The following is a 12,843-nucleotide window of genomic DNA, read 5'->3' on the forward strand; positions in this document are numbered from 1 at the left end:
CCGCGGGGTTCTGAGTGGTCTTCGCCCGACGCCTCCGCACGGACGACACGGGCGGCCGACGTCCCGGTCGGCCCGCGGAGTCCTGCGCGGTGTTGGCCTGACCCCTCTGGACGGACGACACGGGCGGCCGACGTCCGGGTCGGCCCGCTGGGCGCGGGCCGCATCTCCGGTGCGCCGGGCGACCGTACGGCATCACCGGCTCCCGAGCGGGGTGGGCGCGCTTCCCCCGTCGCAGCGCACAGGGCCCGTGCCGAGCGACATGAGTCGCCCGGCACGGGCCCTGCGGCGTGATGCTCCTCGTCGGCCGTGACCGCCGCCCGTGGCGTCAGTGGGGCGGCGTCCCGGGCTGCGGCGCGATACCCAGCGCGGTCGTGTACTGCGACAGCACCAGCTTGCCGATCGCCGGGTACGCGCCGAGCGCCTCCGCGGCCGCGCAGCCCGCGTCCTTCGCGGCGGCGTCGAGCAGACCCTCGGGCAGCTCCGGGCCCACCAGGTACGGGGCGAGCGCCAGCTGCACCGACCCCGAGCCACGCAACTGCCCCGCGATCGCGGCGACAGAGCCCTCCTCGTCGAGCGCGGCGGCCATCACCGGCACGGCGAGGCGCGCGGCGAGCAGCATGCCGGTGATCCCCGCGGCCTGCACCGCTTCCTCGCCGCCCACGGTGGCCAGGATGATGCCGTCGGCGGCCGTGGCCACCGTGAACAGCCGGGCGCGGTCGGCGCGGGCCAGCCCGGCCTCGGAGAGGCGTACGTGCACGGCCTCCGCCAGCAGCGGGTGCGGGCCGAGGACGTCGGTCAGCTCCGCGGCGGCGCGGCTGTCCATGACGGCCTGGCGGACGCGGCGCATCAGCGCGTTGTCCGGGCCCGCCAGCAGCGGCACCACGACCGCGGCGGGTCCCTCGGGCTCCGCCACCTCACGGCCGGCGGCCTTGGCGATCTCGTAGCGCTCGGTACGCCGGGCCGCGGTGTGCGCGAGCACGTTCTGCAGCGTGGGGTACTCGGCGTCGTCACCGTCGAGGTAACCGATGGCGACGTCGAGGCCGGGCAGCTCGGACCGGGCGATGCTTATGACCTCTTCGGCCAGGCTGCGCGTGGTGGGCGACGGGGCGCCGGGCACAGCGAGCACAAGGGCGGGAGCGCCCTCGGGAGCCGCCACGGGCTCCGGGCGACGGTGTCGCCCGGACTGGCGGGGTCGCGGCATTCGTACAGGCAGGCCGGGTGCAGGCCCAGTGGAGGAGCTCATGGCGCCGCATGCTACTGGTTTTGCCTGAGCGGCTGTTCGGGGAGGGGGCGGACGAGCGTCATCTGTCCCGGTTTATCCGGTGCGGTCCGCGTGATCGTCCCGCAACCCCGTCCCACCTGGGACGTAGAGCATGGTCGGATGCGCGGGCAGCCGCAGTTCACCGGCGGCGAGGGAAGCTGCGAGGCGCAGCGCCCCGAAGAGCGGATCGCCGTCCGCGGCCACCTGGCGGGCGTGCGGCAACTGCCCGGCCAGCTCGGTGCGCAGCGGGCCGAGCAGCGGCTCCCCGAGCTTCAGCAGCCCACCGGTCAGGGCGACCTCGCAGCCCTCCGGCACCTCGTCCGCCGGAGGACAGACAGCGGCGGCGGCCTCGGCGATGTGCCCCGCGGCCCGCTCGAGGATGCCTGCGGCCACCGGATCGTGTCCGGCGCACCGGCCGACCTCCGGTGCGAAGGAGGCGAGCACCGCGGGCCGGTCCGTGCGGGGGTAGAGCACCCCCGGCAGCTCCGCGGCCGGGCCGAGCGTCGACTCCATCCGCTCCAGGAGGGCGGCCGAGCCGCCCCGCCGGCCGTCGTGGGCGCGCAGCGCCGCCTCGAGCCCCGCCCTTCCGATCCAGGCGCCGCTGCCGCAGTCGCCCAGCAGATGGCCCCAGCCGTCGGCACGGCGCCAGGAGGTCAGATCGGTGCCCAGGGCGATCATCCCGGTGCCGGCGGCGACCACGGCCCCGGGCCTGCCGCCGAGCGCGCCTGCGTACGCGGTGACAGCGTCGGCGGCCAGACCCAGGCGCCGTACGCCGAGCTCACTGTCCAGCACGGCAGGCAGTTCGGCCCGCAGCCGGCCGCCGAGTGTGGCCATCCCCGCCGCGCCGATCACCACGGCCGACAGCCGGCCGGCCCCTGCCCGGTCCAGGAGCCCCCGCGCCATGGGGACCAACTGCTCCCGCATGTGCCCGGCGTCGATCCCCGCGTCGCCCGTGCGCACCGGCTCGCCGGAGGAGGCGGTCCGCGCCTGCTCCGGCCGTGCGGCCTCCGCGAGCGCCGCGCGCAGTCCCGAGCCGCCCGAGTCCACACCCAGCACCCAGCTCACGGCAGCCGCCGGCTGAAAGGACGGGCGTTGTGACGCAGCACCAGCTCGTTCACACGACTCCAGGACGTAGAGGACCGGTAACGACGGCGGCAGCCTATCCCCAGGACGGGCATGTCGGGGCGTGCCGACGGGGGTTGAGCCGTCGCGGGGCGGGGCGGGGCGGGGCGGCGCGGGATCGGTGGTGGAGTGCCGGCGGTCAGCGCCAGGGCGGCCGCGCCGGCGGATGGCGGCGGGAACACGGTCGCGGGCGGGGTCGGCACACGATGGCGGTCGGCGGCGGGCGTCGACCCCTGCGCCGCACGGGCACTTCGCCACCGGTCGGAGGGCCCTCTGTGGGCCGGTAGAGTGACGGGCCGTGGCAGCACGACCGTTGAGTGAACTTGTGGAGCCCGGATGGGCCGAGGCGCTGCGTCCCGTGGCCGGGCGCATCGCGACGATGGGGGACTTCCTGCGTGCGGAGATCGCGGCGGGACGGACCTATCTGCCGGCAGGGCAGCACGTTCTGCGCGCCTTTCAGCAGCCCTTCGACGAGGTGCGGGTGCTGATAGTGGGACAGGACCCTTACCCCACACCGGGGATGGCGATCGGACACAGCTTCGCGGTCGCACCCGAGGTCCGTTCGCTGCCGGGAAGCCTGGAGAACATCTTCCGTGAACTGCACACGGACCTCGGCGTGGACCGCCCGTCGAACGGCGACCTGACTCCCTGGACCCGTCAGGGCGTGCTGCTGCTCAACAGGGCCCTGACCACGGCACCTCGCAAGCCCGGGGCGCATCGCGGCAAGGGCTGGGAGGAAGTGACCGAGCAGGCCATCCGGGCGCTCGCAGCCCGGGGCAAGCCGCTGGTGTCGGTGCTCTGGGGGCGTGACGCCCGCAATGCCCGCCCCTGCTGGGCGACCTGCCGGCCATCGAGTCCGCACACCCCTCGCCCATGTCGGCGGACCGGGGCTTCTTCGGCTCACGGCCCTTCAGCCGCACCAACGAACTCCTGCTCCGCCTGGGGGCCGAGCCGGTCGACTGGCGGCTCCCGTAGCACGCGCTTCGCGGTCCGCCCGGGCCCTGGCCGCATCCCAGGGCCCGGCTCGTCCCCACCGACAACGACCCGCGGCGTGGGGGAGGAGATCCGCGCGCCGATCTCGGCGCTCCTCACCGGTCGTGCGCAGCACCTCCTCTCCCGCCGGCCCTGGCGAACGGGAAGCCTCGGGGCGCCGTGAGGCTGCGGTGTCACTTCATCGGCGTCACTTCATGACGGCCGCCCGCAGGCACAGCACGTCCGGGAGGTGCGAGGCGAGCAACTGCCAGCTGTCGCCGTCGTCCGCACTCGCGTACACCTCACCGTTGCGGTTGCCGAAGTAGATGCCCGCCGGGTCGGCGTCGTCCGTGCAGAGGGCGTCCCTGAGCACCGTGCCGAAGTGGTCGCCCTCGGGCAGTCCGGCCGACAGCGCCTCCCAGGTCTCGCCCGCGTCACGGGTGCGGTAGACGCGGCAGCGGCGCTCGGCGGGGACGCGGTCCGCGTCGGCGGTGATCGGGAACACGTACGCGGTGTTCGCGCGGTGCGGATGGGCCGCCATGGCGAAGCCGAAGTCGGACGGCAGCCCCGCGCCGATGTCGGTCCACTTCGCCCCGGCGTCGTCACTGCGGAACACGCCCCAGTGGTTCTGCAGATACAGACGGTCGGGGTCGACGGCGTCCTGTGCGATCTTGTGGACGCACTGGCCGAACTCGGGGTTCGGGTCGGGCAGGAAGACGGCCGACACGCCCTGGTTCGACGGGGTCCAGCTCTCCCCGCCGTCACGGGAGCGGAACACCCCGGCCGTCGAGACGGCGACCGTCACGGCCAGCGGGTCCCTCGGGTCGGTGATCACGGTGTGGACGGCCTCGCCGCCGCCACCGGGCACCCACTGCGAACGCGTCGGGTGCTCCCACAGCGGCCGGACCAGCTCGAAGCTGTCGCCGCCGTTCTCCGAGCGGAAGAGCGCCGCGGGCTCGGTGCCCGCGTAGACCACGTCCGGGTCGGCGTCGGAGGCGGGGTGCAGCTGCCAGACACGCTCCAGCGACGCACCCGTGTCCTTCGGGAACTTGACCGCCGGCTTCTCCGGCTCGATCCAGGTCGTCCCCAGGTCGTCCGAGTGGAACACCGAGGGGCCCCAGTGGGCGCTGTCGCCGCCGACCAGCAGCCTGGGGACGGCCCGGCGGGTGTCGATGCCGATCGAGTACACGGCCTGCGCGTTGAAGTGCGGGCCACTGAACTCCCAGGTGCCGCCGCTCCTGCGGCCGATGAAGAGCCCTTTGCGTGTGCCCACGGTGAGAAGAACATCGGTCATGACCTGCTACCTCCAGGACGCCTTTGTCTCGGTTGTGGGCCAGTCTGCACCCGACCACCGACAGTGGCCCGCAGGACGCTCTCGGTGCAGGTGGGCGCCCGTCACCCAGGCCGGCCCGGCAATGGAGTGCTGACCGCCGGCCGGCCCGGAACTCATCGGTGGGACGGGAACACGTGCACATCCGCCGGGCCCGCGCCGTGCCTCCGCGGAGGAATTCGGCCGCGGGCCCGTGCTGCGAGGACCGTCCGCGCGGAGTCGTCCCGCCGACCGCGTCCGCGCCGTGGACCCCCGCTCAGACCGATCGGTGGTACTGCTGCGGCACGTGCACCTCGCCGCCCAGTTCGCGCGCCGCGTGGCGGGCCCAGGAGGGGTTGCGGAGCAGCTCGCGGCCGAGCAGCACCGCGTCGGCCTCGCCGTTCGCGAGGATCTTCTCCGCCTGCTCCGCGTCGGTGATCAGGCCGACCGCCGCCACCGGCAGGTCCGTCTCCGCCTTGACCCTGGCCGCGAACGGGACCTGGTAGCCGGGGCCGGTGGGGATCCGCACGCGGGCGGCGTTGCCGCCGCTGGAGACGTCCAGGAGGTCCACGCCGTGGTCCTTGAGGAGGGCGGCGAAGCGGACAGTGTCGTCCGGCGTCCAGCCTCCTTCCTCGAGCCAGTCCGTGGCGGAGATCCGGAAGAACAGCGGCAGTTCCTCGGGCCAGACGGCGCGTACCGCGTCCACGACCTCCAGCGCGAAGCGCACCCGGTTGTCGAAGGAGCCCCCGTACTCGTCGGTGCGGTGGTTGCTGTGCGGCGAGAGGAATTCACCGATCAGATAGCCGTGCGCGCCGTGGATCTCGGCCACCTTGAAGCCCGCGGCCAGGGCGCGGCGGGCCGCGTCGGCGAACTGCCCGGTGATCTCGGCGATCTGCGCGCCGGTCAGCTCGTCGGGTACGGGATGTCCCTCGGCGAACGGGATCGCGCTCGGCGCCAGGGGCTGCCAGCCGTGCTGCTCGGGGCCGACCGGCGCGCCGCCGTTCCACGGGCGGTCGGTCGACGCCTTACGTCCGGCGTGGGCGATCTGGATGCCGGGCACCGTGCCCTGGCTCTCGAGGAACGCGGTGATCCGGCGGAAGGCCGCGACCTGGGTGTCGTTCCAGATGCCGAGGTCCGCGGGGCTGATGCGGCCCTCGGGGCTCACCGCGGTCGCCTCGACGAGGATGAGTCCCGTGCCGCCGGCGGCACGGGCGGCGTAGTGGGCGAAGTGCCAGTCGCCGGCGACCCCCGCGTCCGGGCCGAAGGTCTCGGCGCTGTACTGGCACATCGGCGCCATCCAGGCGCGGTTGGGGATGGTCAGTGACCGCAGGGTGCAGGGCTCGAACAACGCGCTCACGGCGGGCTCCGTTCGGGAGAGGGACCGGTGTACTCCTCGTACGATAGACACCGTAGTACGATGGAAGTCAAACTACGAGGGGTATCGAACTATGAGAGCTACCGGATGACCGAACGCGGACCCGGGCCTGGAGAGGAACCACGAGAGGCGTCGAACTACGAAGGGCCTCGTACCATGGACCTCCCCGGACGAAGCGGAGCCGTCGTGACCACCGTGACCAGCCCCCGAGTGCTCGCCCACCCCGGCCGCGACGAGATCCGGCTGGAGAACGTGCTCCATGCCCTCGCCGACCCCATGCGGCTGCGTGTCGTGCGTGAACTCGCGGCCGGCGAGGCCGATCTGACCTGCTCCGACATCGAGCTGCCGGTCACCAAGTCGACGACCACCCACCACTTCCGCGTGCTGCGCGAGAACGGTGTGATCCGCCAGACCTACCAGGGCACGGCGAAGATGAACGGTCTGCGGCGGGACGACCTCGAAGCCCTGTTCCCCGGCCTGCTCGACCGGGTGCTCGACGCGGCGGAGGCCCAGGAACACCGCCTCGCCGACGCCTGACACGACCCTTGCGAGGCCCCGGGCCGGGTGCACGTCCTCGCGGCGTGGAACGGCCCGGACGCCTACGTGACGGCCGTCATCGCCCGCCCTCGCCGGGTCCTCCGGAGGCCCGTGCCGCCTCCAGCAGCCCCGCCCAGTCCGGGATCTTGACGGGCGGCCTGCCCAGAGAGCGTCCCAGAGCCGCTTCCGCCTCCTCGATCGCCAGCCACCCGCGCCACCGCACCGGCTGTTGCCCCATGGCCCGAAGTTCGGCTTCCGGATCAGCCGCGACCGGCCGCCCCACCAGGGCCGCCGCGTCCTCGAGCAGGGAGTTGACGGTCTCTTTCGCGCACGGGCGGTTGGTGCCGATCACTCCGTTCGGTCCGCGTTTGATCCATCCCGCCACGTACTCGCCCGGCGAGAACCGACCGTCCCGCAATACCCGTCCCGCGGAGTTCGGCACCACTCCACGATCGGCGTCGAAGGGCAGCCCCTCCGTGGGCACGCCCCGGTAGCCCACCGCGCGGAGCACCAGCTGCGCCTCGATGTCCTGGTACGCGCCGGTCCCGCGTACGCCGCCCGTGCCGTCCGGCTCGGTCCGCTCGAAGCGGACGCCGCCCACCCGTCCGTCACGTTCCAGCAGCTCCACCGGCCGCAGGAAGAACCGCACATGGATACGGCGCGGCCGGCCCTGCGGGGGCCTGGCGGCCCACTCCCGTACGACGGTGAGGTTGCGCCGCACGATCGCGGGCACGGCGGCCGGATCGGCGTACGCCGTCTCCAGGGCGAGATCCGCGGGGTCCACCAGGACGTCCGCAGAGGGCAACGCGCCCAGCTCCCGCAGCTCCTTGGTGGTGAACTTGGCGCCCGACGGGCCGCGCCTGCCCACCATGTGCACATCGCGGACCTGGCTGGCGGCCAGCGCCGCCAGTGCCCGCTCCGGGACGTCCGTCCCGCGCAGCTCGTCCGCGCCGCGCGCGAGGATGCGCGCCACGTCGACCGCCACGTTGCCCACACCGATGACGACCGCCGCCCGCGCCCCGAGGGCGAAGGCGTCCGGGGCCGCGTCGGGGTGGGCGCTGTACCAGGAGACGAAGTCGGTGGCCGAGTGGCTGCCGGGCAGGTCCTCGCCCGGGACGCCCAGCTTGCGGTCCCTGGCCGCGCCCACGCAGTACACGACCGCGTGGTAGAGCCCCAGCAGCTGCGCCGGACCGAGGCCCGCCCTGCCGACCTCGACGTTCCCCAGGAAATCGATCCGGTCGTCCTCGAGGACCGCACGCAGGCTCTTCTGCAGCGACTTGATCTTTTCGTGGTCGGGAGCCACGCCGTAGCGCACGAGCCCGTACGGGCAGGGGAGGCGGTCAAGGATGTGCACCCGGACATCGGGCACAGTGGTCTGGCCGACGAGGGCCTGCGCGGCGTAGACCCCGCTGGGACCCGATCCGACGACGGCGACGCGAAGCACGTGGCGCTCCTTCCCGCAGGGGGATCTCCAGCATCGCACCGGAGCGCGTCGCTGGGGAGGCTTGTGCCCCCCGCGTCCTTCCCGGCGCGGCGCTCGTCCGTCCGGCCCGGTCCGGCACGTCGCAGCTCTCGTCCGTCGTCAGGACGGCCCTGTCCGCCCGGGCGACCCCTCCGCCCGGTGCCTCCTCCGGCCCCGGGTCCGCGTCACATGGTGCGCATCCGGCCGATCTCGGCGGTCTGCTGCGCGATCACGTCGTTGGCCATCTCCTCGACCTGGACGTTGTTCCCGTCGGACAGCACCTCGGCGGCCATCGTCACGGCCCCCTGATGGTGGGTGATCATGAGTTTGAGGAAGAGCTCGTCGAAGGCGCTGCCGTCGGACTCGCGCAGTTGCTTCAGCTGGGCCTTCGTGGCCATCCCCGGCATCGCGCCGTGGTCGTGTCCGTGCCCGCCGTCCTTCTTGGGGCCGCCGTTGTTCGCGAGCCAGCCGCGCATCGAGTCGATCTCGGGCTTCTGGGCCGCGGATATCCGTTCCGCGAGCCGTTTCACCTGCGTCGACCCGGCCCGTTGCGGAGCGAGCGCCGTCATCTGCAGCGCCTGCTCATGATGCTCGATCATCATCCGCGCATAGCCGAAGTCGGCGGAGTTGGGGCTGTCGTCCGGTAGTTCGGCGGCGGCCTCCTCCGCGGAGAGCGTCCTCGCCGGCTCTCCGGGCTTCCCCGGCGCCACCACCGAGGGTCTGTCGTCGCCCGCCGCCTTTTTCGGGCCGTCGGGCTCCGACTCGCATGCGCCCAGGGCCAGTACGGCCACGGCGACCGCCACGGCCACGGCCGATCTGCGCGGACGCGCGGTACGGGGGCGGTTCAACACGGTGACCTCCTGGGTAACTTGGGCCTCTTTGGACGGCCGCCTTCACTTACTGCGCACGTGTCGCCGGTCAGAAACCTCGATTACGTCCGTGTTGCCATCTGTTGAGATGTGCATGCTAGGGAAGATACTGCCGGGGTCCGTGAACCGTTCAACCACGAACGGATACCAGGGGAGGACCGTAGTGATCCTGTTGCACACCACCCGAGTGCGACGCAGACGACTGGGTGTCGCCGCGGCGGCGGCCGGACTGCTCGCCACCATGCTGGCGGCGGGGCCGGCGGCGGCGATTCCCGATCCGGGAGACGCCACCGCCCGCGAGAGCATCTCCACGAACGAGTCGGCGGAGACCAGGGCGGCCATCCGCGACGGGGAGATACCCGGCGTGGACGAGGTCGTCCACAGCGACAACATCGAGCACGTGACGAACATCCCCAAGGATGCGATCACCGGCACCAATTCGGACCTGGCCTTCCAGGGCAGGTACGCGTTCGCCGGTAACTACGACGGCTTCGTCATCTACGACATCAGCAACCCGAAGCGCCCGAAGACCGTTTCGCAGGTCCTGTGTCCGGGATCGCAGAACGACATCACCGTCTCGGGTGACCTGCTGTTCCTGTCCACCGACTCGTCGCGGAGCGACAACTCCTGCAACAGCACGTCCCAGCCGGCGACCGAGAAGTCGTCCTGGGAGGGCATGAAGATCTTCGACATCAGCGACAAGAGGAACCCGAAGTACGTCGCCGCGGTCGAGACGGCGTGCGGTTCCCACACCCACACGCTGGTGCCCGAGCGCAGGAACGTCTACGTGTACGTCTCCTCGTACTCGCCGAACGCCGCGTTCCCCGACTGCCGGCCGCCGCACGACGGGATCTCCGTCATCAAGGTGCCGCGCAAGGCCCCGGAGAAGTCGGCGATCGTGAACTTCCCGGTGCTCTTCCCGGGTGAGGGACCCGACGGCGGCGGCAACCCGGGCTCACCCACCAACCCGGGCGTCTCCAAGACCACGGGCTGCCACGACATCACCGTGCTGCCCTCCAAGGACCTGGCCGCCGGCGCCTGCATGGGTGACGGCATCCTGTTCGACATCGAGGACCCGGAGCACCCGAGGGTCATCGACCGGGTCCAGGACAACGTCAACTTCGCGTTCTGGCACTCGGCCAGCTTCAACCAGAAGGCGAACAAGGTCGTCTTCACCGACGAGCTCGGCGGCGGCAGCGCCGCCACCTGCAACGCCGAGATCGGCCCGAACCGCGGCGCGGACGGCATCTACGACATCGTTGGCAAGGGTGACAAGCGCAAGCTGGTCTTCCGCAGCTACTTCAAGATCTCGCGCCACCAGGCCGTGACCGAGAACTGTGTGGCCCACAACGGCTCGCTGATCCCGGTCAAGGGCCGCGACATCATGGTCCAGGCCTGGTACCAGGGTGGCGTCTCCGTGTGGGACTTCACCGACTCCTCGAAGCCGAAGGAGATCGCCTACTTCGAGCGCGGCCCGCTGACCACCGACAGGCTCTCCGTCGCCGGTTCCTGGTCCGCGTACTACTACAACGGCTACATCTACTCCAACGACATGGCCAAGGGCTTCGACGTCCTGAAGATCAGCGACCGGCGCACCGACGCCGGCGCCAAGGTGCGGATGCACGAGCTCAACGTGCAGACGCAGCCGGACTACTTCGACGACTTCGACGACTGATCCGGGATGTGATCCGGCACTCCGCCGGGCGGGGGACCGTCCGGCGGAGCACCCAGCTCCCAGTCCAGCCCGTACCGCTGGAACAGCTCCGCGCGCAGCCGCGCGCGGGGCATCGGTACGCCGGGCAGCAGCAGGGCGAAGACCGCGCCCATCAGCAGCCCGCGCAGCAGCGGGTAGTCCGTGTCGACGTCCCGGGATCCGTAGCGCTCCACCGTGTCCCGGAGCAGTCCGGCGAGCCGCTGCTGCTCCGAGCACTGCACGAAGCCGTCGGCCTGCAGGAGTCCCGCCATGTGCGTGCGCATCAGCACGGGATGGTCGGTCGCGAGACCGAGGATCGCGTCGATGGCCCTGGCCAGCCGCTCGCGGCCGTCGTCGGTGCGCGGTTCCCTCTCCAGCGCCGCCTCGAGCGTGAGGTGCATCAGCCGGTGCACGGCGGACTGCAGCAACTGCCGTTTACCCGGGAAGTAGTACGAGACGAGGCCCCGGGCGGAACCGGCCCGGTCCGCGATGTCTCCGAGGGTCGTGGCCTCGTAACCGCGCTCGTCGACCAGCTCCACGGTCGCCTGCAGAAGCCGCTGGCGAGAACGTCGACGAAGCTCTTCATTGACCGATGCGCTTCGCGGGGACATGCTTGGCTCCTGCGTTGACTGGCTCACAGCCAATATACTCAGCGCGTCCCGTCGTCCGGCCCTCGGGGGCCGGGGCCGGCGGGCGGTGCTGCCCGAACCGGGCGACGCGGGGGATCGTCCGGTTCGGGTGGCTTTGTTCTGCTTCCAGTCTCCTACGGCGCGGGCCGCCCGTCGACGAGCCCGAGCACCGGGAGCAGCCCCGCGGGCCGGTCGTCCACCGGCAGGTGGTCCACGAAGTGGACGGCGCAGCCCAGATCCGCGGCACCGCCGTCGGCGCGGCGGTCGTCGCCCACCATCAGCACCTCCCGCGGATCACGGCCGAGTCCCTCGCACGCCGTCCGGAACAGCCGAACGTCGGGTTTCGTCACGCCGTGCTCGAACGACAGGGTGTACGTGTCGACCAGCTCCGCGAGGCCGTGGGTCCGGAAGACCGGACGTGGGTCCCAGCCGATGTTGCTGACCACGCCGACGCCGATGTCCCGTTCGCGCAGCCCGCGCAGCACCTCCGCGGCGTCCGGGTAGGGGCTCCAGGCTCCTGGCGCCATATGGCGGTCGTAGAGGGCGTCGTACAGGGCCTCGTCCGGCAGGGGCACCTCGCGCGCCAGTCCCGTGTACGCCGCCCGGTGCCGGTGCCCGTCCGTGTCACGCGCCGCCCACAGCTCGGTCAGGTGGCCGGGGATCCGTTCCGGGTGGGCGCCGCCCGGCAGGGCGCCGGCCGCCTCCAGCCGCCGGGAGTACAGGTCGAGTTCGTCCCCGGGCAGAGAGGCCCCGTGGTCGTGCAGCACCGCGCGGAGCCAGCTGCGGGCCGACTCGATGCGGAAGAGCGTCCCGGAGAAGTCGAAGAGCACAGTCCTGATCGTCATGCCCAGGATCCTCGGCCGTTCAGTGACCGCGGGACAAGGCCACCCGCCCGTAGGAGGCCACGGCGAGAGCGACGACGCACGCCCCGAGGAGCCAGCCGCCGACCACGTCGGAAGGCCAGTGCACCCCCAGATAGAGCCGGGTGAAGCCGACGCCGACGACGGAGACGGCCGCGCCGGCGACGCACCACATCCAGGCGCCCTTGGCCATGCCCCGGCGCCTGCAGAGCCAGAGCAGCAGCCCGCAGGTGACCACGGCGGTCATCGCGTGCCCGGACGGGAACGCCGCGTAGTGCGCCGAGTCGACCGGGTCCGGCCACGAGGGCCGCTCCCGCCCGACGAGGGCCTTCACGCCTTGCTGGAGACCCGTCCCGAGGGCGCTGGCGAGCGTCACCCACAGCGCGAGGAGGCGTTCGCCGCGCAGCCACAGCCACACGACCGCCGCGGCGGAGAGCAGCCGCATGGTCCACGGGTCCCACACCCAGTCGGTCAGTACGCGGTTGACCTGCGTGAACGTCGGCTCTTGGACCGCGGAGGTGTGCAGCGTGTCCACCACCGTCCGGTCGAAGGAGATCAGCGGTGACCAGGTGACGGCGACCGCCGCCAGCAGCAGGGCGCTCAGCGCGGCGGTCACCAGACAGGCGCGGAGGCAGAGGGCGCCCGCCCTGGCCGCCCGATCCGGCGGCGCGGTGCGGTGGGAGGTTTCCTTGGTGCGGTGGGGGGTTGCGGAGTCCGTTGGGCGGGGGGAAGACATGAACAAATCCTGTCTTCT

Annotated in this window: 11 protein-coding genes and 1 pseudogene; 3 read left to right on the forward strand and 9 right to left on the reverse strand. The window is 72.2% G+C overall.

Annotated elements, in window-relative coordinates; all coding sequences use genetic code 11:
• Window positions 1-325: 325 nt before the first annotated feature.
• On the reverse strand, window positions 326-1,243 hold the full coding sequence (locus GLX30_RS31060) for a hypothetical protein (RefSeq protein ID WP_159694269.1): 918 nt from the start codon (window positions 1,241-1,243) through the stop codon (window positions 326-328).
• Between the two features lie 72 nt (window positions 1,244-1,315).
• The gene (locus GLX30_RS31065) at window positions 1,316-2,326 is read right to left on the reverse strand and encodes a BadF/BadG/BcrA/BcrD ATPase family protein (RefSeq protein WP_244258331.1); all 1,011 of its coding nucleotides are present in this window, start codon (window positions 2,324-2,326) and stop codon (window positions 1,316-1,318) included.
• Between the two features lie 355 nt (window positions 2,327-2,681).
• Here GLX30_RS31065 and GLX30_RS31070 point away from each other — a divergent pair.
• Window positions 2,682-3,358 (forward strand): annotated as a pseudogene (locus tag GLX30_RS31070) (uracil-DNA glycosylase).
• A gap of 205 nt (window positions 3,359-3,563) precedes the next feature.
• On the opposite strand, the gene GLX30_RS31075 reads toward GLX30_RS31070, so the two are convergent.
• The gene (locus tag GLX30_RS31075) at window positions 3,564-4,649 is read right to left on the reverse strand and encodes a sialidase family protein (RefSeq protein ID WP_159694271.1); all 1,086 of its coding nucleotides are present in this window, start codon (window positions 4,647-4,649) and stop codon (window positions 3,564-3,566) included.
• A 292-nt stretch (window positions 4,650-4,941) separates the two neighbouring features.
• Entirely contained in the window at window positions 4,942-6,021 is a 1,080-nt protein-coding gene (locus GLX30_RS31080) for an NADH:flavin oxidoreductase/NADH oxidase (protein ID WP_159694272.1), read from the reverse strand.
• Between the two features lie 204 nt (window positions 6,022-6,225).
• Here GLX30_RS31080 and GLX30_RS31085 point away from each other — a divergent pair, with 204 nt between their 5' ends.
• On the forward strand, window positions 6,226-6,576 hold the full coding sequence (locus GLX30_RS31085; protein WP_159694273.1) for a helix-turn-helix domain-containing protein: 351 nt from the start codon (window positions 6,226-6,228) through the stop codon (window positions 6,574-6,576).
• Between the two features lie 76 nt (window positions 6,577-6,652).
• Here the strand turns inward: GLX30_RS31085 and GLX30_RS31090 are convergent, their stop codons facing one another.
• The gene (locus GLX30_RS31090) at window positions 6,653-8,020 is read right to left on the reverse strand and encodes an FAD-dependent oxidoreductase (RefSeq protein ID WP_159694274.1); all 1,368 of its coding nucleotides are present in this window, start codon (window positions 8,018-8,020) and stop codon (window positions 6,653-6,655) included.
• A 203-nt stretch (window positions 8,021-8,223) separates the two neighbouring features.
• Window positions 8,224-8,889 (reverse strand): DUF305 domain-containing protein, encoded by a 666-nt coding sequence (locus GLX30_RS31095; RefSeq protein ID WP_208545517.1) that lies wholly within the window; start codon window positions 8,887-8,889, stop codon window positions 8,224-8,226.
• Between the two features lie 181 nt (window positions 8,890-9,070).
• Here GLX30_RS31095 and GLX30_RS31100 point away from each other — a divergent pair, with 181 nt between their 5' ends.
• Window positions 9,071-10,582, forward strand: coding sequence for a hypothetical protein (locus tag GLX30_RS31100; RefSeq protein ID WP_159694275.1), 1,512 nt, complete (start codon window positions 9,071-9,073; stop codon window positions 10,580-10,582).
• Here GLX30_RS31100 and GLX30_RS31105 read toward each other — a convergent pair.
• The 3 genes from GLX30_RS31105 to GLX30_RS31115 all read right to left on the reverse strand — a co-directional run bounded on the left by GLX30_RS31105 (window position 10,558) and on the right by GLX30_RS31115 (window position 12,825).
• Window positions 10,558-11,211 (reverse strand): TetR/AcrR family transcriptional regulator, encoded by a 654-nt coding sequence (locus GLX30_RS31105; RefSeq protein WP_159694276.1) that lies wholly within the window; start codon window positions 11,209-11,211, stop codon window positions 10,558-10,560. The two genes, GLX30_RS31100 and GLX30_RS31105, sit on opposite strands and share 25 nt — an antisense overlap.
• Window positions 11,212-11,363: 152 nt before the next feature.
• On the reverse strand, window positions 11,364-12,074 hold the full coding sequence (locus tag GLX30_RS31110; protein WP_159694277.1) for an HAD family hydrolase: 711 nt from the start codon (window positions 12,072-12,074) through the stop codon (window positions 11,364-11,366).
• A gap of 19 nt (window positions 12,075-12,093) precedes the next feature.
• Window positions 12,094-12,825 (reverse strand): phosphatase PAP2 family protein, encoded by a 732-nt coding sequence (locus GLX30_RS31115; RefSeq protein WP_159694278.1) that lies wholly within the window; start codon window positions 12,823-12,825, stop codon window positions 12,094-12,096.
• Between the last annotated feature and the right edge of the window lie 18 nt (window positions 12,826-12,843).

The sequence above is a fragment of the Streptomyces sp. Tu 2975 genome (assembly GCF_009832925.1).
Lineage (GTDB): Bacteria > Actinomycetota > Actinomycetes > Streptomycetales > Streptomycetaceae > Streptomyces.